Below are 23,996 nucleotides of genomic sequence, written 5' to 3'. Positions count from 1 at the left end.
CTCGAAGCCCATCTTGTTGGCGAACTGGACGCCCAGGTGCCCCAACCCGCCCAGCCCGATCACGGCGACGAGGTCCCCGGCTCGCGCGTTGCTCTCGCGGAGGCCGTTGAAGACGGTGATGCCGGCGCACATCAGCGGCGCCGCCTCCACGTCCGTCAGCTCGTCCGGGATCGCGGCGAGCGCGTCGGATGGGACGAGGATGTGTTCGGCGTAGCCCCCGTCGAGGGTGAGGCCGGTGATGCCCATGGTGGCGCAGTTGATGAAGTCGCCTTCGCGGCAGGCGGTGCAGGTGTGGCACGCGCCGCCGAACCAGCCGATGCCGACGCGTTGGCCCGGCTGCCACTGGGTGACGCCTTCGCCGATGCTTTCGATGGTGCCGGCGACTTCGTGGCCGGGGATGCGTGGGTAGTCGCTGGCCATCCCGCCTTGCGCCATGGCGTCGCTGTGGCAGACGCCGCAGGCGGTGACGCGGACCAGGACCTGGTCGCGTCCGGGTTCGGGGGTGGGTCGGTCGATGAGCTCGAAGTCGGCGCCTGCTTCGGCGACGTGTACTGCGCGCATGAGGCCTCCCTTCCGGTGACCGCCGGGCGCGGTCAGCCGCACCCGACCCACTGTAGGAGCGCTGCCGGAACGGAGACCAAGGGGGCGGTGCGGTTTGCTGTGGTGACAGCTGTCGGCACAGCCCTGGCCGATACGCGGTTCGTCCCGGGCTCGCGACTGGCGCCGAGACCTGACCCGGCGGGACCTTGTGCCTTTCGAGAGCACCGGTGGTTCGCGCCATCGTTGAGGGGTGACAGGCATGCCGGCACTCGAGGCGCCGTGGTTCGTCCCGGATCGAGAGACCTCGCGCGAGCTCAGGTTGCTCGCGGGTCCCATCGTGGGATCTGAGGTGGACGAAGATGCGGTCGTGGTGGCGCTCTGCGCCCACTGCAGCAGCTTCATCCTCTCCCTCGACGGTGGCACCTGGGCCCTGGTGGACGTGACGTGGACCCAACGGGCGGGCGCCCCCGACCGAACGGACCTGCGCGTGACGCGGTTCGCGAGGTTCAGCGGCCTGTGGGGGGCCATGGCCAGCCACCCGGCAGAGGTTCCCCAGAGAACCTGACCTGTGCCGGCCCAGCCGGCCGTGCCGCATGCGGACGACAGCCCTCGAGGTCGCGGTCACACAGCGGCGTCGTCACGTGCCGGCCGACCTGGCTGGCGCGCCGGCCTGTCGACGCCGTCAGCCAGCTGGGCGACGCGATTGGCAGGCGATGGGCTCCGCTCGCGACGGCAACGCTCGCCCGCGAGAATGGGAAGGCCCGGGGCGGGACAAACGAAGAGGGATCGGAGGTACTCATGTGCCGATGGCTCGCGTACTCGGGATCCCCGGTCCTGCTGGAGGACCTGCTCTACAAGCCCCAGCACTCTCTGGTCGTGCAGAGCCTGCATTCCCAGATGGGGGCCGAGACGACCAACGGGGACGGGTTCGGCCTCGGCTGGTACGGCAACCGTGACACGCCTGGGGTCTTTCGCAGCACCGAACCGGCGTGGAACGACACCAACCTGCGCGAGCTCGCCGGCCACATCGCCTCGCCGCGAGTGTTCGCGCATGTTCGCGCCTCGACCGGCTCACCGGTCCAGCTCACGAACTGCCACCCGTTCCGTGAGGGCCGCTGGTTGTGGATGCACAACGGGTGCATCAACGGCTTCGCTGGGTTGAAGCGCGACCTGGCGCTGGCGGTCGACCCCATGCTCTTCCCGAGGATCGAGGGGACCACCGACTCCGAGCTCATGTTCTTCCTCGCCCTCACGCTCGGGCTGGAGGACGACCCGCCGGCAGCCGTGGCACGGATGGTCGGCCTGGTGGAGGAACGGGCTGAGCGCCGGGGCGTTCCGGGTGCGGTGCAGATGACCGTCGCGACCACCGACGGCACAACCACGTGGGCGTTCCGCTACTCCAGCGAGGGCCGGTCGCGGACCCTCTTCCACAGCACCGATATCTCCACGCTGCGGCACCAGTACCCGGACAACCCGGCCCTGCACGAGCTCTCCGACGACGCCCGACTCGTCGTTTCCGAGCCCCTGGGGGATCTCAGGGGAGCGTGGCGCGAGGTGCCCGAGTCCAGCTGCATCACCATTGGCGGGGGCCATGAGGACCTGCGTCCGTTCCAGCCGACGAAGCCCGACTGAGGTGGTCGCCGGACAGGCCGCACCGCCCCCACCTCACCAATGCCATCCCGGCGCTCGGGTTCCGACCCTGGGTGGGAGCCGTCCCGGGCCGCGTAGGGCTACCGTCTGCGGGGTGTCGGAGACGTTGCATATCCTCAGGTCGCGCAGATCTGGTCCTGACCGGGTCGCGTGTCCTGGTGCGCCTGTGGGTGGGGACCAGCTGGTTGTTGACCGGTGGCGCCTCGATCCACTCGGCGGCAGTGATCAGGGGTGCGGGTGGTGCTAGGCATGGCGGGCGGAGGCGCCAGGCTCAGGTCCCTCAGGGGTTGGGCAGTGGCCGTAGACGGTCGGTGGGGGCCGTCGGCGAGGACTCGGGCGGCAGGGCACTGGCGGTGGGTGGGCGGCGCGGCCGCAGGCGCAGTTGCCGCGACGTCGTGGTTGTGCGGCGCCACCCCGAAGGAGTTCGCGAGCGTCTGGCCGGGGATCGTCCCGTGGCGGTCAAACGGCGGCTCGCCGCTGGCTTGCACGGTGCTGTTCGTTGCCCTGGGCGTGATGCTCTACGCCTGGTGGGCGCTTCGTGACCTTCAGGTCAGCGCTCGCTGGGTCCGCGGAACCGTGGTCGTCTGGTTCAGTCCGCTCCTGCTCAGCGCGCCCCTGTTCAGCCGGGACATCTACTCGTATGCCGCCTCGGGCCTGCTCATGGTGCGCGGCGGCGATCCCTACGTGCAGAGCGTGCGGGACCTCTCATCCCCCTGGGTTGCGTCGGTGTCACGGGTCTGGCTGGACACGCCGGCCCCCTACGGACCGCTCTTCATGGAGCTGGCTCGACTGGCAGCAGTCGGGTCGGGCGGTCATCTCATCGTCGCCGTCGCGCTCTTGCGCCTCCTGGCTGTCGGCGCAGTGGTGATCATCGGCTGGGCGGTGATGACCAGCGCTGCCCTCCTCGGCACGGACCCGACCCGCGCCGCATGGCTTGGCCTCCTCACGCCGATCATGGGGATGCACCTGGTGGCGGGGGCCCACAACGACGCGCTGATGGTCGCGGCGATGATGTCCGCGGTCGTGCTGGCGCTGCGTCGCCGATACGGGTGGGCCGGCGTGGTCCTTGCGGCGGCCATGGCGATCAAGGCCCCGGCCGTGGTGATGCTGCCGTTCGTGGCGATCCTTGCCGGGGCGGACTGCCACCACAGGCCACTGACGTGGGTTCGGCTGCTGGCGCGCAGCGTGGTCTTCGCGACGGGGGTCGTCGTCGCGTTTGCCGTCTTCTGCTGGGGCACGGGTCTGGGGTGGTCCTGGCTGGGCAACTTGAGCACCCCGGGGGAGAGCGTGCAGTGGACCTCGCTTCCGACCGGCCTGGGCATGGGGGTTGAAGCGCTGGGGACACTGTTCGGTCGCCGCCTCGGCAGTGGTCCGGTGGTCCTGCTCCGGGATGCTGGACTGGTCGTGCTGGGCGCTGTCCTGATCGTTCTCTGGCTGCGTGCAGCCACGCGCGCGCGTGATCGGCGGCACGTGGTGCTGTGCGGTGGGTTGGCCATGCTCGCAACCGTTGTGCTCGCCCCGGCGTTCCACCCCTGGTACTTCCTGTGGGCCCTTCCCCTGCTCGCCGTGACCGTGACGGACCGGCGCAGCAACACCGCCCTGGCCGGGGTCGCTTCGGTGTTGGTGCCGGCGGTCCTGCCGGGTGGCTTCAGCCTGGCTCTGGACACCGCCTGGGTCGGAGTGCCGCTGTGCTTTGTCTGCACGACGGCTCTCGGGCTTCGCCTGGTCCGCCGCGCTCGGTCAGCCTCCCGGCACGGGATCTTCACCATGGCCGGGACCGTCGACCCCGCTGCGAACGGGCTTGGCCCTTCGACGCGGCAGCCAGGTGGAGACCCACCGACGTACCGCAGTTCCGCCTGACGTCGCCTGTCCGCACCTCCGGCTCGGGACCTTCGCCCCATACAGGGATGTTCGGCCCGGGAGCAGTCTGCTAGTGGCATTGCAGCAGCGGCGGAGGCCTCGGCCGAAGTCCCTCGGCCAAGACGCCTGCCCGAACGCTGGGAGGTGTCAGAGCGATGCAGCGAGTTGTGGTTGAGCGCTTCGGCGGCCCCGAGGTCCTGCGGGTGGTGAACGACGACAAGCCGCGACCCGGCGCGGGCGAGGTGTGTGTCAGGGTCCTGGCCGCCGGCGTGTCCTTGACGGACGCGCAGCTGCGCGCCGGCACCTACCTGGGCGTCCCGAGGCCGCCGTTCACGCCGGGTTACGAGCTGGTGGGTGTCGTCGACGAGATCGGTCCGGGCTGCTCCCGGTTGGGGACCGGTGACCGGGTCGCTGCGCTGACGGCCTACGGCGCGTACGCCGAGTACGTCTGTGTGCCGGAGGCGGAGGTGGTCGAGGTCCCCGAGGGCATGGACCCGGCTGAGGTCGTGGGCCTGGTTCTGACCTACGGGACCGCCTACCAGATGATGCACCGCCTGGCGAAGGTGCAGAGCGGGGAGTCGTTGCTCGTGCACGGCGCGGCCGGCCGGGTCGGTGTCGCCGTGCTTGAGCTCGGAGCACTGGCCGGGCTGCGCCTCTTCGGCACCGCGGCCGCGGCCGACGGCGGCGTGGTGGAGCGGCTCGGCGCGGTGGCGATCGACTACCGCAACGAGGACTTCCTGGCACGGGTGCGGGAGCTGACCGGCGACGGGGTGGACGTCGTGCTCGACGGGATCGGCGGCCCGACGTCCTTGCGCTCCTTCCGCGCGTTGCGGCCGGGTGGGCGGCTGGTCGTGTACGGCCACTACGCCATGCTCGAGCGAGGGCGTACCAGCTGGCGACGGTGGGCGGCGGGCTGGGCCGAGTGGTACGGGACGACCGCGGCCGTCTCGCTCTGGGGCCTGCTCGATCCTCGCCGGCGGGTGATGGCCTACCGGATCCAGAGGTTGCGCGACAGCCGGCAGTGGCTGCCGGTGTCCGGACGCCGTCCGGCGCGGCTGGTAGGTGGCGGGCCCCGCAACCCCGCGTGGTTCCGGGAGGACCTGACCGTGCTGCTCGAGCTGCTCCGCGCGGACAAGATCCACCCGGTCGTGGCCGAGCGCCTGCCGTTGTCCGAGGCGCGTCGGGCGCACGAGCTGCTCGCACAGTCGGCGGCGAAGGGCAAGATCGTCCTGGTGCCGTAGCCGGGGAGGCACGCCCGATGGCTCTCGACATCCCAACCGCCCCCGCGGCGAGCGCCGTCGCCAACGGCGCTCACCGGGCACGCTACCTGCCCATCGCCGAGCACGGCATGGTCGGCGACCTGCACACCGTCGCGCTCGTCGGCACAGACGGCACCATCGACTGGTACTGCTGCCCGCGTTTCGACTCGCCGAGCGTGTTCGCCGCGCTGCTCGACGCCGACCGGGGCGGCCGGTTCCGCATCGCGCCCCAGGATGACGGCTGGAGCTCGAAGCAGCTCTACCTGCCCGACACCAACGTGCTGATCACCCGCTTCCTGACGCCCGGTGGGGTGGGCGAGGTGCACGACTTCATGCCTCCTGCCCGCGTCGGAGCGGTGGCGCACCGCCACCGCCTGATCCGGCGCGTCCTCGTGGTGCGCGGCCGGATGGACTTCCTCGTCGAGGTGGCCCCGCGCTTCGACTACGCACGAGCCCGCCACGAGGTGGTGCTCCACCCGCACGGCGCGGTGTTCCACTCGCCCCGGCTGGAGCTGGGCCTGTCGACAGGCTGGCCGTTGGAGGTCGTCGACGGCCGTGACGTCCGCGCCCACGTCAGCGTCTGCGCCGGCGAGACGGCCACCTTCGTGCTGGAGCGCCTCGACCCCGGCGGTGTGCCGGCGCCCTGCACCGACGACGCCGTCGCTGCCGAGTTCGACGCCACCGTGGAGTTCTGGCGGAGCTGGCTGCGACGCTCGCGGTACGGCGGACGCTGGCGGGAGATGGTGCACCGTTCGGCACTGACCCTGAAGATGCTCACCTACGCCCCCACCGGCGCCATCGTGGCCGCTCCCACCACCAGCCTGCCCGAGCAGATCGGCGGCGCGCGCAACTGGGACTACCGCTACACCTGGATGCGGGACTCCGCCTTCTCCCTCTACGCGCTGCTCAGGCTCGGGTTCACCGAGGAGGCCGCCGCGTTCATGCAGTGGCTGGAGGCTCGAGTACGCACCGGCGCGGACCGTGAGTCCGGACCGCTGCAGATCATGTACGGCGTCGACGGGCGGGAGGACCTGCCCGAGGAGGAGCTCGCACACCTGGAGGGTTACATGGGCTCCGCGCCGGTGCGCATCGGCAACGCCGCGGCGACCCAGCTCCAGCTGGACATCTACGGCGAGCTGATGGACTCCCTCTACCTGTGCGACAAGTACGGGTTGCCGATCTACCAGGAGGGCTGGGCCGAGCTCACCCACAACCTCGAGTGGCTGATGGAGCACTGGGACCAGCCCGACGAAGGCATCTGGGAGACCCGCGGCGGCCGCCGGGACTACACCCACTCGCGGCTGATGAGCTGGGTGGCGATCGAGCGCGCGATCCGGGTCGCGCTTCAACGCGGCCTGCCCGCCGACCTGCTGCGCTGGATGGCCGTCCGCGACCGGATCTACACCCAGATCACCGAGCGTGGGTGGCATCCCGGTCGCCAGGCCTTCGTCCAGCACTTCGAGACAGACGTGCTCGACGCCTCCGTGCTGCTGATGCCGCTGTGCAAGTTCATCGCACCCACCGACCCGCGCTGGCTCTCCACGCTGGACGCCATCACCGCGGAACTGGTCTCCGACAGCCTCGTCTACCGCTACCGCGCTGACACCTCCCCCGACGGGCTCGCCGGCCAGGAGGCGACCTTCTCGATGTGTTCGTTCTGGTGGGTGGAGGCGCTAGCCCGAGCCGGCCGTCTGAGCCAGGCACAGCTGGCCTTCGAGAAGATGCTGACCTACGCCAACCACGCCGGCCTGTACTCGGAAGAGATCGGGCCGACCGGCGAACAGCTCGGCAACTTCCCCCAGGCCTTCACCCACCTGGCCCTGATCAGCGCCGCGTACAACCTCGACCGCCAGCTCGGGTGAAGCCCTCGCTCTGCCGCTGCCAGCACCCCGCCGGGGTGAACGGGCGGCAGCACGTCCCTAGCTGCTGGCCACCAGGCCGGACCAGCCGTCCCACTGGGCTGTCGCCCTCAGGGTCTGAGCCATCGTCATCAGGCTCGCGCCGACCATGGCCGCGGACCCTCGTTCGCGCCGTCCGGTGAGGCGTGCCATGGGTGGCGGCGTCACCCGTGTCCGGGCGGGCCCTGATCGGGCCCTGCGACGGACTGCCACCCTCGACGCGATCAGCTCGACGGTTTCGGTCCTCGCCATCAGGCGGACCTCCTCGGGGTGGACGAGGCCGTCGACCAGCGCGCAGGTGACGACTCGCGACAGCGCGTCCGAGCGCCGCCGATCTGCTGCATTCATGTCCACTCTTCCGGTCCTGCGAGCCGCCAAACGCTCTCTTCAGGTCTCAGCATGCGAGATTCGTGGCGAGCCCGCTGGTGGAATGCGAAATGTTTCAACGGAATTCACGCGCCTGTCCTCGGGCGCACGCGCCGACGGGCGGGGGCGCGCCCCCTCCGTCCCCTCCACCCAGGTGCGACGACGGACGATGCGCGCGGAAGCCTGTGCGTCAGCCCAGCGTTGCAGGATGTGTGAAAGGTGACCGGGTGGAGATCGTCGTGGACGCCGGCGGCAGCACCAAGACCTACGAGGTGACGGCGACCCGGGCCGGCCGCCGGGTCGAGGTCACCCATGGCCGCGGAGTCGTCGAGGTGACCGAGGTCAGCCGCGGCGGCACGCCCATTCGTACAGCCCGGTTCATGGCATCGCGGGTCCTGGCCCTCGTGGAGTATCCGGCCTCACGCGCCGCTGCCCCCGACGACGCGGGCAGCTAGCTCCGTGTCTGCCCGAACGTCGGGCTACTTGGCCAGGCCCGCGATGAGGTTGATCGTCGTCGCGATGACAACGGCCCCGAGAAGGTAGGACAGGAGCATGTGCCGCAGCACCGTGTCGCGAAACCGTTGGCGCGTGATGTCGGTGTCGGAGACCTGGAAGGTCATGCCCACCGTGAACGCCAGGTAGGCGAAGTCGCGGTACCGAGGATCGGCGTCCTCGTTGAAGTCGACTCCGCCGAAGGAGTTCACGTAGTACAGGCGGGAGTATCGCGCGGTGAACACCGTGTGCGCGGTCGCCCAGGCGAGGGCGACGCTCGAGACCCCCAGTGCAGCCACGAGGTCCTTGCTGGAGCCGGTGGACTGGCTGCCGCTGAGCAGCAGCGCCACCGCGCCGAGGCTGGCGACCGCCGCGACCAGGACCACCGCGTCGGAGGTTGCCTGGCCGGGATCCTCACGGCAGGCGTGACGCCGGGTGTCCGCGCCGGTCATCGGCCAGATCGTGGCCCACATCCATGCCACGAAGACCACGGCGGCCATCATCCAGCCCGCCAGGACTGCGAACCGCCAGCTGGCCACCATGGCAACGGCGGCACCACCGAGCACGCCCACCGCGCTGGCGACAAGGACCCGCAGGCGTGCAGATGGATCACGCACGCGGCTACGCACGTCTGCTGTCACGTCGCCAGTCTGTCCCACGGTGCTGCATCCTGCCGTTCAGGGGCCGCGTTGACGTGGTGCCCCGTCACCGCAACACGATGGTGTCCGCGCCCGGCAAGGAGCGAACCGACCGCGCCGAAGCGCCCGGCCCCTTTCCCCGGGGAACCGGGCGCTCCGTCGTGCCTGCGTGCATGGCTCCGGGCCGCGTTCTTGGAGCTTGCCAGCAGGACTGCTTCGCAAGGAGGCGGCCAAGGTGCTGGCGGCTGCTTGCGTGAAGTCTTCACGGCGACCACTGAGCCGGGACGGCCCGGTGGCCCACAGATCACGTTACGGAGGAAGCCTGAGCGCGAGGCCAAAGATGTCTGTGAGGATGCGCAGAGTCGGAACCTCGTGCATCCCGGCGGCGAAGAAGTCCAGAGCCGTCGCCGGCGTCATCACCAGCTCCTCCCACGGGTGATCAGCAGGCCTCACCGACCAGCGGTCCGTGGCCTGCAGGGGCCGCCGGTCATGCGATCGTCAGGATCACGGCGCAGCCATCGGCCCCGTTGTGGACGTCGAGGTCGTCGCAGGTCTGCCGCGCGACCCACAACCCCAGCGGCCCACCGGGGGCCGGGTGGCGGCAGCCTGCCAGGACGTCGGGGAGTCCTCGGCCCGAGTCGAGGACTTCGCACGTGAGCCGGTGCGGCATGACCCACAGCCGCAACCGGACTGGAGCCGCACCATGGGTGAGCGCGTTGACCAGGACCTCGTTCAGGGCGGTGAGAAACCCGGAGATGGTGGCCGGCTCGAGGCCGGCGAGGGCCAGGCAGGGGCGCACCACCCGACGCGCGAGGCTGAGATCTGTCGCGTGGGTCAGCGTCGTCGTCACCGTGGCCTCACCCGCCGGCGGCACCAGGCGTTGCGCGCCGGGGTCGGACAGGTAGCTCTCCGGAGGCCGAAAAGCCGGGTTGAGGCTGCGCGCGCCGTCGCGCCACTGATACCGGTGGGTGGCCCGGCCGACGGCGATGACCTCCGGGCGGAGGGTCCGGGTGTCGTAGGTGCAGAGGGTGCGCATGGGCAGCTCCGCGAGCACCACGTTGGCCAGGGCCTCCAGGCGGGGCCACGCTGCGCGGGCGCCTTCGTCGGGAGCGACCACGCCGACCGCCCACAGCCCAGGGCTTGGCAGCCTCGGCGTCGGCCGCAGCTGGGCCGCGAACAGGCCGCGGACCGAGTCCGGCATCAGGCGCTCCGACGGTCGGTAGGCCACTCGGGGGTGGCGTGGCAGCGAATGCCCCAGGGCCGTCGCCCGAAGGCCGGGGTCGAAGACGACGACCTCGCCGCCGGCCGCCAGCCCCTCCTCGACGAACGCCGCCACGGAGGTGTGCAGCTCTTCGCGGTCGTCGTGCACCAGCAGGTCATGGCTGAACCCGCCGCCTGGTGAACCGGGCGCCGACGTCACCCGGCCCCACCTTTGACCCCCGGCTCTGCGTACACGCCCACCAGCTCCAGCAGCCGCCGCACCGCCTGACCCGGCGAACGGAGCAGGATCACGCCCGCCCGGGCGCGGTACGCCTCGGTGGCGGTGAGCAGGGACCGGGCCGCACAGACATCGATCAGGGTCAGCCGGCTCAGGTCGACCTCGACCTCGCCAGGCGCCGGGTCCAGGTCGGTCACCGCGCGCAACGCGGCGGCGACAACGTGCGCGTTCCCGGCGTCCACCTCCCCTTCCAGGCGGATGCCGCCGGGTGTTCGCGCACACCGGAGGACGCCGTCCACCTCGCCCTCGACGGCCAGGCTCGGGTCTTCCAGCCCGTGGAGCACATCCTCCAAGCTGTGCACGACCCGTCGCAGCTGCGCGGCCAGTTCGCGTTGCTGCCGCATGGTTCTGACCTGGCTGATGGCTGCGCCGGCCCGCGCGGCCACCTCCTCGAGGAAGGGGAGGTCACTCTCCCCATAGGGGACGCGGTCGAGGCAGCCGAACAGGATGACCGCCCCGAACAGGGTCCCGGTGACGACCAGCGGAATCACCGCCATGCTGTTCGCGCCGGCCTCCCGCAGCCAGTCGGTCACCGTGGTGTCAGGGGCCAGCCCGGGCAGGATGCCCTCGGTCAGGGGGATCACGACCGACCGCCCTGCGCGGACCAGCGTGTCCCACGGTGCCGGCCCGACCCTCGGGGGCGGGTCGGGCAGCGGCCCGAGCCTGGCCAGGCCGGGCGTGACCGTGGCTGCCGCCGGGGGCAACGGGTGCCCCCGGGGGTTGGTCGGGTCGGTGTCCGGGCCGTCGACGACGTACACGGCGGCGACGTCGGCCACCGTGGGCACCAGGGCGTCGGTGAGCCCCTGCAGTGCCGCTTGGGCGGAGGGGGCGTCGGTCAGGCGGGACCCCACACCTTCCACGAGGTCCGCCCGGGCCAGAGCCTGCTCGGCGAGAACCTCGGCGGTGACGTCCACCGCGGTGATCACGACCCCTTCCACCGGGTCGCCCAGCGGCGCCAGGACGTAGCGCATGCGGACCTCGTCGCCGAGCTGGTCGCGGACCCCCACCCGGCGCGCCGGGACGTCGATGGTCTCCCCGGTGTGCAGGACCCGGTTCAGCGGCTCAACCCACTCCCCGCTCGCCTCGGGGAACGCCTCCCGCAGCGGCACCCCCAGCTCCCGCGCCCCGAACATGGCCTGTGAGGCCAGGTTCTGGTACGCGAGCCGGTGGTCCGCCCCGAAGGTGATGCCGATGGCGGCCGGCGAGCTGTCCAGCGCCTGACGCCACCCCGGGGGAACGAGCCGAGCCAGCCCCATGTCCTGCCTGGTCGGATCCGCCCCGTCCTCGCTCATGACGACACGCTAACCAGCCGCGCGCGCCTGCGTGTATGGCCCCAAAGGACGATCTCACGGGCCATGAGGCCGGTGGGTGGCGCCGAGGACGCCGGGGCGTCCCGCCTGCCGGCGCTGCCTCAGACGACGCGGGTAGCCACGGGCCCACAGTCGTTTCGGAGAATTGCCCCTTACGATCGCCGCGTGCTCAGATGGTCTTCGGGACGGCGACGGTCGCGAGCTGTCCTGATCTGTCTGGTCATGGCGGCTGCGCTGGTGGGGGTGTGCGCCGGTGCGGTGCATCGCCTCCGTGCTCCTGTGCCGGTCACCGCGGTATGGCCGGCGCTGCCCGCAGCCGAGCGGGCCGCCGGCGTCCTGCCCGCGCTCAGCTGGCCACATGACGGGCAGGCGGCGGTCGTCGTCGAGGGTGTGGGCACACTCGGAGTGCACGGGGCAGACCGGCCTGCCCCGATCGGGAGCGTGGCCAAGGTGATGACCGCCCTCGTCGTCCTGCACGACCACCCGCTGAAGGGGCTGGAGAGCGGGCCGCTGCTGAGCGTCGGTCGCGCCGATGAGCGCGCCTACACCGCGGCGATCGGGACCGGGGACTCGCTGCTCCGGGTCGCGGCCGGGCAGCCGATCACCGAACGGCAGGCTCTTGAGGCCCTGATGCTGCCCTCCGCGGACAACATCGCCGACCTCCTCGCCACCTGGGACGCACACAGCGCCCCGGCATTCGTCGCGAAGATGAACGCGATGGCCCGCCAGCTCGGCGCGACCCGGACCCGCTACGCGGACGCCAGCGGCCTGAACCCGAGGACGACGAGCACCGCCGCCGACCAGGTCCGCATCGGCGAGCACGCCCTGACCGCCCCCGTCCTGCGGTCCATCGTCGGCGAGCGCGCCGCCCGGCTGCCTGTGGCGGGTGTCGTGCACAACTACAACCGGCTCCTGGGGCACGACGGCGTCATCGGGATCAAGACCGGGTCCACCCGCGCCGCCGGCGGGAACCTGCTCTTCGCGGCGACGAAGCTGGTCCGGGGCCGGCCGGTGACGATCGTCGGCGCGGTCCTCGGGCAGTCGGTGGGTATCGCCCCCCTGGCCGCGCTGAAGAACGCGCTGGACATCTCGGGGGTGCTGGTCGGGCAGGCGTTCGACGCAGTGCGGCTGCAGGCCGCGAGCCGGGCCGGGCAGAAGGCCGGGTGGGCGGTGACCCCGTGGGGTGAAGCGGTCGACGTCGACGTCGTCAGCGGCACCTCGTGGCTGACGATCCCGGGCCGGGCGCTCGCCGTACACCAGCACCTGTGCGCGTTCTCGGCGCCCGCCGCCGCGGGCGCGCCGTGTGGGCGCATCACCATCACCCGAGGGGACGAGCTCAGCGGGCGGACAACGGTGGCGGTTCCGGTCGTGCTGCACGGCGCGGTCACAGGCCCGTCCGTGCTCTGGCGCCTGACGCATCTGCCGTAGCCGCGCGACGCCGCTCCTGCGCGCTTCGAGGCCGTGACACGCACCCAGTCGGTGCGGACCCGGGACGTGACCGGCGGCTAGATCCAGTCCCGGCGGCGGAAGATGCCGTACAGGGCCGTGCCGATCCCGGCCATCATGACGATGCTGAACCAGAACCCCCACGCCTTGCCGAATCCGGGGTAGGGCACGTTCTGGCCGAAGTAGCCGGTGACCGCGGTGGGCACCGAGATGATCGCGGCCCACCCGGCCAGCTTCTTCATCACGGTGTTCAGCCGGTGGTCCTGCATCGACAGGTGTGTCTCGAAGATGGTGCTCACCATGTCGCGCAGGCTCTCGGTCCACTCGCTCGCGCGAAGCGCGTGGTCGTAGACATCCTGGTAGTTGGCCGTCAGGCGCTCGCTCACCAGATGCAGGTCCCGCCGCATCAGCGTGTTGACGACCTCGCGCATGGGCAGGACCACGCGCCGTACCCGGACCAGGGACTTGCGCAGGGCGAACATCTGCTGCTGCATCTGCCGGTGCGGCTGGTCCGTGAACAGCACGTCCTCGAGGTCGTCCACCTCGTCGTCCAGCCGCTGCACGACCTCGAAGTGGGAGTCGATCACCAGGTCGAGCAGGCCGTGCAGCAGACCGCCGACGCCGTCGGCGACCAGCTCCGGCGCAGAGTCCCAGCGGGCGGTGAGGTCGCCGGTCGGGAACGCCCGGTTGTGGACGGTGACCAGCGCGCGCTCGGTGACGAAGACCGACAGCTCGGCCAGCGCCAGGTCGCTGACGTCATCCTCGATGCGGGCGGCATACAGGCTGAGGAAGAGGTGCCCGGGGTATCGGTCGACCTTGGGGCGCTGGCGTCTGTTCAACGCGTCCTCGACCGCCAGCGGGTCCAGGCTCAGCTCCTCGCTGAGCAGGGTCAAGTGGTCGTCGTCGTCCGTGGACAGGTCCAGCCAGACAACGGTTCCCTCCTCCTCGAGGTAGTCCGAGACCTTGTCCGGGTCGAACCCCTCGGCCTCCAGTGTCCCGTTGCGGTACACGCGTGTGTCAGCCATGTCGGCGGATGGTGCCAGACGAACCTGTCCCCGACCGGGCCACCTGGTTCGGGCCCGCGGTGACTGCCGCGATACTGCTTGTCGCGACCAATGGGCCCGGTGGGGCCAGGAGGGAGGCGGCGTGACGTCAGGCGAGCGGCCGTCCGCCCGCCCGTCCGGGGCGGGCAGCGAGCGAACGGCCTCGGGCACGGCGGGTGCGGCGAAGCGGGCAGGAACCCGCCGTGGTCTGGTCGCCGTCCTGTCGGCGCTGGTGCTCGTGGTGGCGGTCATCACCCTCGTGGTGCGGTTCGCTGGTTCAACCCCGTCCGTCGTCACGACGGTGATGCCGGGCTCGTTCACCGGGTACGCCTTCGACGTCTGCCAGGCGCCGAGCCAGCGGCAGATGGATGCCTGGGTCGCACGGTCCCCGTACGCAGCCGTCGGCATCTACATCGCGGGCGAGAACCGCGCCTGCCCCGACCAGCGCAACCTGGACAAGTCGTGGGTCGCCGCCCAGGCCAGACACGGGTGGCGCCTGCTGCCGGTGGTGGTCGGGCGTCAGGCCCCGTGCGGGAGGGGCACCAGCCAGGTCACCATCACGCCCCAGCCCGCGCAGGACTACGCCGCGGCGCGGGCACAGGGACGGGCCGAGGCCGGGGATGCGGCCGATGCGGCTCGTGACCTGGGCATCGCGCCCGGTAGCACGCTGTGGCTCGACGTCGAAGCGTTCGACATCTCCCGGGTGAGCTGTCGGCTCGCGACGCTGTCCTACGTGGCGGGGTGGACGGATGGGCTGCGGGCCGAGGGGTTCGCACCCGGGGTCTACTCCAGTGCGGTGTCGGGATGGCGGATGCTGGCGCAGGGGCGTGGGTCGGCACCACTCGCCGGCGATGCTCCCGACCAGGTGTGGGTCGCGGACTGGAACGACCGCCCGACCGCCGGCGTGACCTCCGCGACCCGGGACGGCTGGCCGCACGGGCGCGTCCACCAGTACCGCGGACCCCACGACGAGACCTACGGGGGCGTGACCCTGCAGGTCGACAGCAACTACCTGGTCGTCGGCGGCACGACGGCCGCGGCCCCCGATCGGCACGCCTGCCTGGGAAGTCGTCCGTCGGCTGCGACGCAGCCCGGGCGCGACTGCAGACTCCGGCCCTGAGCCGACGGGCGTCTACCAGGAGACCACCACGGGTGTCGCCAAGCGTCACCGACGCGAACGCCAGCTGCCCGCAACGGGCATCGTGACGATCGCGGTGTGGCAGCTCCTCCAGCCGGCGCAGGGCGCCGCGCAGCCCCGCCAGCTGCTGCCTCGACCCTGCTGGTCGGCGCACTGAAAAGAACGCGAATTGGACCTTCCGGAAAATTGGTGACGTAGTGCCCGAACTCCGCTACTGTCCGACCGCCGCCCAACGGGGCGAGCACGGGGGCATCTCTTCTGCTCTCGATGGTCTCTGCCCATTTCTGGGCACCTCTGCAAGGGGATCACTTGAACAAGCGCAACAAGATCTCGCTCGGCGCCGCTGGGGCAGTGCTGGCTGTGGCGTCTCTGGCCGTCGGCGGATCCGCGTTCGCAGGTACCAGCGCTCCGCCGATCATGAAGGCGTGCGTCAGCACCTCCGGTGGCGTCATGCACCTCACGGCGACCACCGCTACGCGCTGCCCCAGCGGGCAGTACCTCGTGTCCTGGAACCAGCAGGGCGTCAAGGGTGCCACCGGCGCCTCGGCGTATGCCGTGTGGCTGGCGAACGGCCACACAGGAACCCAGACCCAGTTCCTGTCCTCGCTGAAGGGCGCCACTGGCGCCAAGGGCGCGGACGGCTATGACGGCTTCGACGGGGCCTCTGCCTACGAGCTGTGGCTGTACTACGGCGGTCACGGCACCGTGCAGGACTTCCTCGCGGGCCTGAAGGGTGACGCCGGGACGAACGGGGCCAACGGCACGAACGGCAAGGACGGTGCGAACGGCACCGACGGCAAGGACGGCCAGTCCGCTTACGAGCTGTGGAAGGTCCTCGCCGACAAGCCCGCTGCGACCGAGGCTGACTTCCTTGCCTCCCTCGTCGGGAAGGACGGTGTCAACGGCCTGGACGGCAAGGACGGAGCCTCCGCGTTTGCGACGTGGAAGGCGCAGGACGCTTCCCGCGCCGACGCCACCGAGGTCGACTTCCTCAACTCCCTCATGGGCGCTGCGGGCAAGGACGGCACCGATGGCACCAACGGCGCCAATGGAACCGATGGCACCAACGGCGCCAATGGAACCGATGGCACCAATGGCACCGACGGCGCTTCGGCCTTCGACATCTGGAAGGCCGCTGACGCCTCCCGGGCCGGCGCCACCGAGGCTGACTTCCTGGCCTCGCTCAAGGGCGCTGACGGCGCCCCGGGCAAGGACGGTGCCACCGGCGCCGACGGCAAGGACGGTCACTCGGTGACGGTCGCCAACGGCACCCCTTCCACGGACGGCACGGGCACCACCACCCTCACCGCCACCTGTGCGGCCGGTTCGATGCCCATCGGTGCTGGCTACACCCTCACCGGTACGCCGCAGACGGTGGTCTCCTCTGGCCCCGGCGCCACCGCGGGGACCTGGGCGATCACGTTCGCTGACGTGGTCGACGGCAGCATCACCCCCGTCTGCGCCGGCTGACCCAGCGCGCCGAAGCGGCCCATCCCCGGCTCGGGGGTGGGCCGCTTTCGCGCGCGGTTCGAGACTGTTTCGATCGCGGGGGCAGCGGGCCCAGATCGAGGCCACACGTCCGCGGGGTTACGGTCGTTTGATGCCCAAGTCTCTGGAGCGGATGACACTGAGCGAGCTGCGGGCTGAGCTGGAGCTGACTCGCCCGGCCTGGGAGCTGGAGCTGAGGGAGCTCGGCGACTTCCTTGCCGATGGCCTGCTCCCGGCGCTGAGCGCGGATGCGCGACGACACCAGCTGGTGCGTGATGAGATCCGGCATCGAGCCTGGAGAGGTGGCTAGCCGTAGTGAGCACAGAGGTCAGGAACGCGGCCCGTCGCCTGGTTGCGCGAGCGCCGCCGACCCCCGCGCCCGGCCGTATGCCGTGAGGCAGGCCATTGCGTCACCCCACCCGGGGTGGCACCATCCTGTGGTTGACCGAGGCCGGCCCTTTCGGAGCAGTTGAGGCTCCAGCCGGACCTGTGGAGAAGAGCATGCCCTCGTACGACCAGCCCGACGTCCTCGACCGTAACCTCAGCGAGGTCCTGCAGGAGATCCGGGTCGCTCAGACCGGAGTCCAGATCCTCTTCGCATTCCTGCTCTCGTTGCCCTTCACCTCCGGGTTCCGCAGCGCCAGCGTGCCCGACCGCGCGGTGTACCTCACCGCCCTGCTGGCGACCGTCGGGGCAGCGTCCATGCTGATCGCGCCCGTCGCGTTCCACCGCATCCTGTTCCGGCGTCGGCGTCGGCCCGACATCGTCCGGGGCGCCAACCGCTTCGCCATCGTGGGACTCGCCCTGATGGTCGTTGGCGTGTCGGCGGCCGTCCTGTTCGCCTCCAGTTTCGTGATCGGCACGCTCGGCGGCAGCATCATCGGCGGCATCGTGTTCGTCTGGTTCAGCGGCTGGTGGTTCGCCGTGCCGTTCCATCACCTGCACCAGCGGGACGACCACCCCGTGGCGGTGCCCGTCAGCAGCTCGTCGCCCCTTCACCGGCCGACGATGCATGCGGTCTCTCACGCCAGGGCCGCCAGGACTCGATAGGTCGGGCCTCGGCCGCGGCGATTCCCCGCGAGCGCGGCTGCGGCCTGTGATTGTGACCGACTGGGTCGAGTTGAATGAGCGAACGTGGTTAAGGATTCGGTAAATATGTGAGTGCTGCGTCCACGTGCGGTTCACCGTGAAAGATGCCGGGGGCCATCACGGCGGACCGGGATCGCGCAGGGGGTGCGTGATGAGCAAGACCCGTTCTCTTCATTCGTTCATCCGGTTGTCCGGACATTCGCGCTGGTGGGCCGGCGTGTGTGTCACCGGGTTGCTGACCACAGAGCTGGGCGCGGGAGGCCTCGGAAGGTTGACCGCAGCGCTCGGCGAGGGCAGCGCGCCCGGCCACGTCGCGGCCAGCACCCAATCGGGGACCAAGACCGCTGGAAGTGGTGGGCGCCAGGCCGTGCTTCGCGGCGGGCCGACGTGCACGACCAACACCAATCGCAACACCCGCCCGCGGCACCACCGCGTCCGGTTGCACCGCCACTCGCGCCTCGTGGTCAACGTGTGCGTCACGGAGCTGCCGACCGCCGCGCGGAGCACGGTGCCGAGCATTGAACCGGTCGCCCAGGTGCCGGTCGTCGGCGGCGGAGGCGGCGGCACGGGCCGAGCCGTTGCGCACCAGTCCGTCCGCCAGCCCAGGCAGAAGCAGCACAAGCAGCAGAGCCGTCCGCGCCAGCCGTCCGCCACTCCCGGTGTCGTGGAACCGGCAGCGCAGGTGGGTCAGGTCGCCCTGCAGCGACCGCAGGACGGCACGGGCCAGGCTCGGGTCCTGGTCGCTGCCCGGCCAGACCCAGCCACCTCGACCTCACCGGTCGCTCTGTACGGCAGGGTCAAGCCGACGTCGTCCACCACGCTCCCCACCGGGCGGGTCTGCTTCTACGACGGGACGTCCACGACCGCGCTGGGCTGCTCCACCCTTGCGCCACAGGCGAATGGCGTCATGCAGGCGCACATCAAGGTGCCCCTCACCAGGGGGACACACGCCATCGTGGCCAGGTACGCCGGGGACGCGCACTACGCGGCGGTCCAGTCGAGCGCTCTGGCGCTGGTCGTGAGCTGAGGCCGCCAGTCAGCGGCGGCCCGGGTCGGGGTGCCGTTCGCCGCCGTACACGATCGGGTGTCCGGCCCGGGCCCAGGCGAACGTGCCTCCTCCGACGAAGTGGGCGTTGAAGCCGGCACGGACGAGGAACTCGGCCATCGACCTGCTCCGGTTGCCCGTCCCGCAGATCACGTAGACCGGCGGGCTCTGGGGAAGCTCGGACAGACGCAGCGGGAGCTGCGTCACGGGCATCATCACCGCGCCCGGGACGTGACCCGAGTGGTACTCGTCCAGTTCGCGGACATCCAGGACGTAGGCGCTGTCCGCGTGTGCCGCCACGAAGGCGTCAAGACTGACTTCCGGCATCGGACTCGCTCCCTTCCCGACGGTGCCCGATGGCCCTGGGGGGACACGGCCTGGCGCCCCAGCTTCGTCCCCACCGCGGCGTGCTGGAAGCGTCGGCCGGGCTGCGGGGAGGCGTCGCTCACGGCCTTGATGCCCTGGGGACGTGCGGAACCGCCTTGGCGCGCGCTCAGGCGAGCCAGGCCGGCCGCCGGTGATGCTGGCGTGCGGTTCGCCGGCGACATCGTCTGGCCGGCCGACGACGATGCTCCCGCGCCCGCTGCCGGCGAAGTTGCCGCGCCCGCTGCCGACGATGCGGCCGGGCCGGCCGCCTGGGCCTGGCCTGCGTGCACGGGCGGGGATGCGCCGTGGAAGCGGACCAAGAACCCGACCTCTTCGAACCGCACACCGGTGGGCGGGTTCGCGAACACCCTTCTCGGGGTGTGGTTTGCCGGCCGGGTCACGGTGGGCACCACGACCTTCGGCCTGGGCAGGGCTTCGACCCCAGGGGCGCCCAGGCCGTCGGTCCCGCTGAGGTGGAACGGGCCGGCAAGCCAACCGAACAGCACGAAGACGCCGAGCTCGAGGACGACGAGCGCCAGCGTCGGGCCGACGCCCCAGAGGCGCGACCGGCGCCCGCCAAGACAACGCCAGTGCCGCGGGACGCCGGCACCGTCCTGCATGCCGTGTCGCCTCACCACGCGCGGCGACAGGGATGCCTGCGCGCTCACTTCCGGGCGGTGGAGTATGCCGGGTGGCTGGTCCGCGCCCCGGTGGGGCGGCTGGTGGGCGCGCTGCCTCGGTGGCCGGTGGGCACCCCGGTCGGCGCGCCGGTCCGGTGGGTGGTGGGTGCCGCGGTCTGGTGGTCGGTGCCCGCGTGGCCGGGGTGGGCGATGGATGCGCAGTAGGCGCTGATCCTCGACGCCCCACCAGCCGCCGTGGCGAGTGACCGGTAGGCGACGGAGGTGGGTGCCAGGCCGCCGTGCTGGTGGGCCTGGCACAGGCCGAACGCGGCTGCTCCACCGGCGTCGGGGCCGGTGGCCGCAACGTTCGGGGTGGGGTGACCGGTCGGTGTGGAGGTGGTGGGGTCCGGGGAGATGCTGGACCTCGGTGAGGTGGCGGGCGCTCCGATGCTGTGGTGGGCGAGATCCTGCAGCCCGGAGGGAAGGGCGCCGGTGTAGGCGGCGGCTGCGGTCCCGGCGAGGGCGATTCCGCCGGCGGCCGCTGCCACTGCGAGCTTGCTGGCCAACAGGGTGGTCAACACGGGGACACTCCTGGTGCGAGTACGGACAGGGGTACTCGAGACACCGGACCTCGCCTGGGCGAAGGCGGCCACGGCGGCCGCTTCGCCGGCGAGCTCCTGGGGGGAGGCGGGCGACGCGGCACTGGCCAGCAGGCCGGCCAGTGCCGGGGATGCTGCGTCGGCTTCGCCGGCGAGCAGTCGGTCGAGCAGCCAGAGGTCGTCGGGCTGCTCGTCCGCCAGGGGGTGGGGGTTGTCAGGCATCTCGGTCACGGAACGTCGATGCTCCGGATCCCGTTACAGGCACACCTTGGCCGTCCACCATCTCACCGAGTCTGCGCAGCGCTCGGTGGACCGCGACGCGCACCGCCCCGCTGCTGCGGCCCATGACCGCGGCGACGTCGGAGACGTCCAGGCCCATGACGACCCGCAACGTGACCATCTCGGCCTGCTCCGGTGGCAGCCTGGCGATCAGGCCCAGTGCGGCCCGGGTCGACATCACCTCCTCGGCTTCGGTCGCGGCGTCCGTGGCCAGTCCGCCGGACCGGTCGACGACGTCGGTCATCTCGGCGAGCAGCCGCTCCGGGCGCCTCCCGGCGCGACGCACCTGGTCCAGGTGCTGGTTGCGGGCGATGGTGACCAGCCATCGCCGAAAGCCGGGTTCGTCACCCGTGAAGGAGCCCAGGGCTTCGATGACCTTGAGCCAGGCGTGCGAGGCGATGTCCTCCGCCAGCCCGCCGGCAGTCACGTGCAGGTAGCGCAACAGCATCGGGTTCGCATCGCGCCACAGCTCGGCGAAGGCCTGCGCATCGCCCCTCTGGGCGTGGCTCAGGACCTGCTCGAACCGATTGCCAAGCATGAACTCCCTGCAAACACTGGGTTCTGGCGGCTGGTCCGCGTTGCAGACTCTCCCTGGGCGACGCCCCTCACCGGCGGAACGCGATGCTAGTCCTCGTCGGCGCTGACGCCACTCGAGACTCGAAAGGTCAATAACGACAGGCCCCTCCACCAGTTACGCCCACACTTGCGTGACCCCCGTCACGCCCGCTTCAGGTGCATTGGCTACGATCCTCCGCCATTGCCGGGATTGTCCGTTTCTGGCACCGATACTGGAGGCTCGGATGACCACTGACTACGACCGGATCGGCGGCGGACCCGCCGTTGGGGCTGTTGTCGAGGAGTTCTACCGGCGACTGACCGCTGACGACCAGGTCAGCCACTACTTCAAGGACGTGTCGTTGCCTGTCCTGAAGCGGCACCAGGCCCTCATGGTCACCAGCATCCTCGGTGGCCCGGACCGCTACGACGGCCGTCCGCTGGACCAGGCCCACGCGCCGTTGTGCATCAGCCACTCCGACTACGACCGCGTCGGCAGCCACCTGATGTCCTGCCTGCAGGACGCCGGCGTGCCGCGGGACATCCGGGACCGTGTGGGAACGGCGCTGGGGCAGGCGCGGGCCGCGATCGTGACCCTGCAGTCCTGAGCGATGGACACCCAGCGGCTCAAGTCCACCTGGGCGGCCGTCACCCAGCACGGTGACGACGTCGCCCTGTACTTCTACGCCCATCTGTTCGTCAGCCATCCGGAGCTGCGGGAGATGTTCCCGCTGGCCATGGAGGCCCAACGCGACCGCCTCGTCGGTGCCCTCGGTCGCGTGGTCAGCAGCGTCGACGAGCTCGGCGAGATCGTGCCCTACGTCGAGCAGCTCGGCCGCGACCACCGACGGTTCGGGGTCATCGCCGAGCACTACGACGCGGTCGGGGGGTCACTGCTGTGGACCCTGAAGCACTTCCTCGGTGAGGAGTGGACCGCGGACGTGGCCCGGGACTGGGCGGACGCCTACGGCATGGTCGCGGCAGCGATGGTGGCTGCTGCGGAGGCCTCGGAGGACACGCAGCCGGCGTGGTGGGACGCGGAGATCACCGAGGTCGCCCGGGTGAGCCGGGAGATCGCCGTCGTCCGGGTGATGCCGGACAACCCTCTGCCGTACCAGCCCGGCCAGTCGATGGCCATCACGATCCCGCACGCGCCGAGGGTGTGGCGGTACTTCACCCCCGCGAACGCCCCTCGTGCGGACGGAGGGATCGAGTTCCACGTCGGCCTGGTCGCGGGCGGCCTGGTCAGCCCGCCGTTCGTGAAGAAGGCCAAGCGCGGCGACGTCATGCGGATCGGTGCCCCGGTCGGCACCGCCCTCGTCGTCGACCCTCTGGCGGAGCAGGACCTCCTGATGGTGGCTGGAGGGACGGGCATCGCGCCTTTCCTGGCGATCCTCGACGAGGTCGAGCAGGGATGGCAGAACGGTCAGACCAGCCGTCGGGTGCACGTGGTCCACGGGGCGCGTTATCCGTGGAACCTGTACGCCGGCTCGCGCCTGGACCGGCTCGCGGCATACCCGGGGTTCAGCCACACCCAGGTCGCGTCCGATGACCCGACCTACCCGGGCAGGCGCGGTCTTGTCGGCGACGTGGCGTCGACGGTGGCCATGCCCGGCCCCTACAGTGCGCTCGTCTGCGGGTCGCCGTCCATGGTCCTGCACACGGCGTCTGCGCTGGCCGGCGGCCAGCGGCCACCCGAGTCCATCGCCTTCGAGGAATTCGGCATCACCTCAGAACCGCCGGCCGGAACGGCTCTCGCCGCCACGGCCCAGAGCATCGGAGGGCAGTTGTGAATGCAGTCGAGCAGGACGCCGTGGCCGGACGGCAGGACAACCTCAACGAGGTGAGCCTGCGAGCGGTCGAGCTCCTCGCCAAGGCACAACGTGCCGCCGACGAGGCCGTTGCCGAGGCGCAGTCCTACGCACGGGACCTGGAGGAGTCGGCGCGCGAGCAGTACCGCCAGATCCTGCAGCGTGCCCAGTCCGCGGCCCAGGACTACTCCTCGGCCAGTCGGCCGGGCAACGGCGTCGCACCCGCGGCGGCTGGGCAGGAGAGGGGAACGCTCGACTCCGAGAAGCTCATGTACGTGCGCACCTACGCTCGCGTGGCCCACGCCCAGCTCAAGTCCGTGCTCGACGTCCTCAACCAGGAGCTGGACCAGCTGGCCGAGATGGCCGAGGGCGATGCCGGAGCAGGCAGGTCGGCAGCAGTGGCTCCAGTGGCTCCACCGGCCGCCGCAGCACACCCCGTTGGCAGCATCGCACCGACAGGGGGGACGCCCGCCGCGACCCACGCCGAGGTGCGTCCAGAAGGCGTGGACCGCTTCGGGTCGGGTGGCGGCCCGACGCTGGTGAGTGCGACGGACGAGGGCTGGCCGCCGATCTTCGCGGCCACCAACGCCATCTCCTACGTCTACCGCGGTCCCGGCCTTGAGGGGCCCTTTCCGCAGAGCTGATCCTCGGTGGCGCGGAACCCGGGGCGTCAGGACAACGCGCCGCCCGAGGCACACGAACGCCGCCCCGCCACAGCGACTGTGGTGGGGCGGCGGCCGTGCGTGCAGGCTGGGTCAGCAGCCGGTGGCCGGCGCGCGGAAGCCCGCGTAGGGGTTCAGGTCACCCATGAACGTGTACCGCCCACCGGCACCGCTCTGGGTCGCCTGCGCGGTGGTGTTCGGGTTCTGCCGGGCGAACCACGGCAGGAAGACCTCGTCCTCGGGGTGCCAGGACCCGTCGGCGCGGCTGGTGGTGTCGTAGGTGTTGCCCGGCAGGGTGAAGCCGATGCCGACGACCGGGTCGCCGGTCTCCATGACCGACGTGC

25 protein-coding genes are annotated in these 23,996 nt (G+C 71.1%); 15 read left to right on the top strand and 10 right to left on the bottom strand.

Annotated features, from left to right (window positions below):
- The coding region (locus VF825_RS01515) for an alcohol dehydrogenase catalytic domain-containing protein (protein WP_331109401.1) at nucleotides 1-603 on the bottom strand (603 nt) is incomplete at its 3' end.
- A 286-nt stretch (nucleotides 604-889) separates the two neighbouring features.
- Here VF825_RS01515 and VF825_RS01510 point away from each other — a divergent pair.
- The 5 genes from VF825_RS01510 (at nucleotide 890) to VF825_RS01490 (ending at nucleotide 7,171) form a co-directional block, all read left to right on the top strand.
- A complete protein-coding gene (locus tag VF825_RS01510; RefSeq protein ID WP_331109399.1) occupies nucleotides 890-1,105 on the top strand; it encodes a hypothetical protein in 216 nt (71 codons plus the stop codon).
- Between the two features lie 233 nt (nucleotides 1,106-1,338).
- Nucleotides 1,339-2,172 carry a class II glutamine amidotransferase gene (locus VF825_RS01505; RefSeq protein WP_331109397.1) on the top strand — a complete coding sequence of 278 codons (834 nt, stop codon included), beginning with the start codon at nucleotides 1,339-1,341 and terminating at the stop codon, nucleotides 2,170-2,172.
- 375 nt (nucleotides 2,173-2,547) lie between these two features.
- On the top strand, nucleotides 2,548-4,050 hold the full coding sequence (mptB, locus tag VF825_RS01500; protein WP_331109395.1) for a polyprenol phosphomannose-dependent alpha 1,6 mannosyltransferase MptB: 1,503 nt from the start codon (nucleotides 2,548-2,550) through the stop codon (nucleotides 4,048-4,050).
- Between the two features lie 155 nt (nucleotides 4,051-4,205).
- Entirely contained in the window at nucleotides 4,206-5,291 is a 1,086-nt protein-coding gene (locus VF825_RS01495) for a medium chain dehydrogenase/reductase family protein (RefSeq protein ID WP_331109393.1), read from the top strand.
- Nucleotides 5,292-5,308: 17 nt separating this feature from the next.
- The gene (locus VF825_RS01490) at nucleotides 5,309-7,171 is read left to right on the top strand and encodes a glycoside hydrolase family 15 protein (protein WP_331109391.1); all 1,863 of its coding nucleotides are present in this window, start codon (nucleotides 5,309-5,311) and stop codon (nucleotides 7,169-7,171) included.
- 57 nt (nucleotides 7,172-7,228) lie between these two features.
- Here VF825_RS01490 and VF825_RS01485 read toward each other — a convergent pair whose 3' ends face one another.
- Entirely contained in the window at nucleotides 7,229-7,360 is a 132-nt protein-coding gene (locus tag VF825_RS01485; RefSeq protein ID WP_331109389.1) for a hypothetical protein, read from the bottom strand.
- Nucleotides 7,361-7,800: 440 nt separating this feature from the next.
- Between VF825_RS01485 and VF825_RS01480 the strand changes: the two genes are divergently transcribed.
- The gene (locus VF825_RS01480) at nucleotides 7,801-8,028 is read left to right on the top strand and encodes a hypothetical protein (RefSeq protein ID WP_331109387.1); all 228 of its coding nucleotides are present in this window, start codon (nucleotides 7,801-7,803) and stop codon (nucleotides 8,026-8,028) included.
- A gap of 24 nt (nucleotides 8,029-8,052) precedes the next feature.
- Here VF825_RS01480 and VF825_RS01475 read toward each other — a convergent pair whose 3' ends face one another.
- From VF825_RS01475 to VF825_RS01465, 3 genes are all read right to left on the bottom strand, one after another.
- A complete protein-coding gene (locus tag VF825_RS01475; protein WP_331109384.1) occupies nucleotides 8,053-8,706 on the bottom strand; it encodes a DUF1345 domain-containing protein in 654 nt (217 codons plus the stop codon).
- 484 nt (nucleotides 8,707-9,190) lie between these two features.
- A complete protein-coding gene (locus VF825_RS01470) occupies nucleotides 9,191-10,123 on the bottom strand; it encodes a sensor histidine kinase (protein WP_331109382.1) in 933 nt (310 codons plus the stop codon).
- Nucleotides 10,120-11,493, bottom strand: coding sequence for a GAF domain-containing protein (locus VF825_RS01465; protein WP_331109380.1), 1,374 nt, complete (start codon nucleotides 11,491-11,493; stop codon nucleotides 10,120-10,122). Before VF825_RS01465 ends, VF825_RS01470 begins: the two co-directional genes overlap by 4 nt.
- A 297-nt stretch (nucleotides 11,494-11,790) precedes the next feature.
- On the opposite strand from VF825_RS01465, the gene VF825_RS01460 reads away from it, so the two are divergent.
- The gene (locus VF825_RS01460; protein WP_331109377.1) at nucleotides 11,791-12,939 is read left to right on the top strand and encodes a hypothetical protein; all 1,149 of its coding nucleotides are present in this window, start codon (nucleotides 11,791-11,793) and stop codon (nucleotides 12,937-12,939) included.
- Between the two features lie 77 nt (nucleotides 12,940-13,016).
- Here the strand turns inward: VF825_RS01460 and VF825_RS01455 are convergent, their stop codons facing one another.
- The gene (locus VF825_RS01455) at nucleotides 13,017-13,982 is read right to left on the bottom strand and encodes a magnesium transporter CorA family protein (RefSeq protein ID WP_331109375.1); all 966 of its coding nucleotides are present in this window, start codon (nucleotides 13,980-13,982) and stop codon (nucleotides 13,017-13,019) included.
- A 121-nt stretch (nucleotides 13,983-14,103) separates the two neighbouring features.
- Here VF825_RS01455 and VF825_RS01450 point away from each other — a divergent pair, with 121 nt between their 5' ends.
- The 5 genes from VF825_RS01450 to VF825_RS01430 all read left to right on the top strand — a co-directional run bounded on the left by VF825_RS01450 (nucleotide 14,104) and on the right by VF825_RS01430 (nucleotide 18,742).
- The gene (locus tag VF825_RS01450; protein ID WP_331109373.1) at nucleotides 14,104-15,120 is read left to right on the top strand and encodes a DUF1906 domain-containing protein; all 1,017 of its coding nucleotides are present in this window, start codon (nucleotides 14,104-14,106) and stop codon (nucleotides 15,118-15,120) included.
- Between the two features lie 327 nt (nucleotides 15,121-15,447).
- The gene (locus VF825_RS01445) at nucleotides 15,448-16,608 is read left to right on the top strand and encodes a hypothetical protein (protein WP_331109372.1); all 1,161 of its coding nucleotides are present in this window, start codon (nucleotides 15,448-15,450) and stop codon (nucleotides 16,606-16,608) included.
- A gap of 130 nt (nucleotides 16,609-16,738) precedes the next feature.
- Complete coding sequence (locus VF825_RS01440) at nucleotides 16,739-16,936, top strand: hypothetical protein (protein WP_331109369.1); 198 nt, start codon at nucleotides 16,739-16,741, stop codon at nucleotides 16,934-16,936.
- Between the two features lie 131 nt (nucleotides 16,937-17,067).
- Nucleotides 17,068-17,676: a DUF6328 family protein gene (locus VF825_RS01435; RefSeq protein ID WP_331109367.1), complete on the top strand. Its 609-nt coding sequence runs from the start codon at nucleotides 17,068-17,070 to the stop codon at nucleotides 17,674-17,676.
- 310 nt (nucleotides 17,677-17,986) lie between these two features.
- Nucleotides 17,987-18,742, top strand: a complete 756-nt coding sequence (locus tag VF825_RS01430; RefSeq protein ID WP_331109365.1) for an Ig-like domain-containing protein — start codon at nucleotides 17,987-17,989, stop codon at nucleotides 18,740-18,742.
- A 9-nt stretch (nucleotides 18,743-18,751) separates the two neighbouring features.
- Here VF825_RS01430 and VF825_RS01425 read toward each other — a convergent pair whose 3' ends face one another.
- The 3 genes from VF825_RS01425 to VF825_RS01415 all read right to left on the bottom strand — a co-directional run bounded on the left by VF825_RS01425 (nucleotide 18,752) and on the right by VF825_RS01415 (nucleotide 21,162).
- Nucleotides 18,752-19,087 carry a rhodanese-like domain-containing protein gene (locus VF825_RS01425; RefSeq protein ID WP_331109363.1) on the bottom strand — a complete coding sequence of 112 codons (336 nt, stop codon included), beginning with the start codon at nucleotides 19,085-19,087 and terminating at the stop codon, nucleotides 18,752-18,754.
- 703 nt (nucleotides 19,088-19,790) lie between these two features.
- Nucleotides 19,791-20,567 carry a hypothetical protein gene (locus tag VF825_RS01420; protein WP_331109361.1) on the bottom strand — a complete coding sequence of 259 codons (777 nt, stop codon included), beginning with the start codon at nucleotides 20,565-20,567 and terminating at the stop codon, nucleotides 19,791-19,793.
- Nucleotides 20,560-21,162, bottom strand: a complete 603-nt coding sequence (locus tag VF825_RS01415; protein ID WP_331109359.1) for an RNA polymerase sigma factor — start codon at nucleotides 21,160-21,162, stop codon at nucleotides 20,560-20,562. The genes VF825_RS01420 and VF825_RS01415 overlap by 8 nt, the downstream gene beginning before the upstream one ends.
- Nucleotides 21,163-21,424: 262 nt before the next feature.
- Between VF825_RS01415 and VF825_RS01410 the strand changes: the two genes are divergently transcribed.
- The 3 genes from VF825_RS01410 to VF825_RS01400 are packed head-to-tail and all read left to right on the top strand — an operon-like array spanning nucleotide 21,425 to nucleotide 23,634.
- Entirely contained in the window at nucleotides 21,425-21,787 is a 363-nt protein-coding gene (locus VF825_RS01410) for a group 1 truncated hemoglobin (RefSeq protein ID WP_331109357.1), read from the top strand.
- Between the two features lie 3 nt (nucleotides 21,788-21,790).
- Nucleotides 21,791-22,972 carry a globin domain-containing protein gene (locus VF825_RS01405; protein ID WP_331109354.1) on the top strand — a complete coding sequence of 394 codons (1,182 nt, stop codon included), beginning with the start codon at nucleotides 21,791-21,793 and terminating at the stop codon, nucleotides 22,970-22,972.
- The gene (locus VF825_RS01400; RefSeq protein WP_331109352.1) at nucleotides 22,969-23,634 is read left to right on the top strand and encodes a hypothetical protein; all 666 of its coding nucleotides are present in this window, start codon (nucleotides 22,969-22,971) and stop codon (nucleotides 23,632-23,634) included. Before VF825_RS01405 ends, VF825_RS01400 begins: the two co-directional genes overlap by 4 nt.
- Nucleotides 23,635-23,745: 111 nt before the next feature.
- On the opposite strand, the gene VF825_RS01395 is transcribed toward VF825_RS01400, so the two are convergent.
- Nucleotides 23,746-23,996 (bottom strand): hypothetical protein (locus VF825_RS01395; protein ID WP_331109350.1); only part of this gene is annotated, 251 nt, incomplete at its 5' end.

Origin of the sequence: Oryzihumus sp. (genome assembly GCF_036391795.1) — a bacterium.
GTDB lineage: Bacteria > Actinomycetota > Actinomycetes > Actinomycetales > Dermatophilaceae > Oryzihumus.
This window is presented reverse-complemented; position numbering and strand designations above follow the sequence as displayed.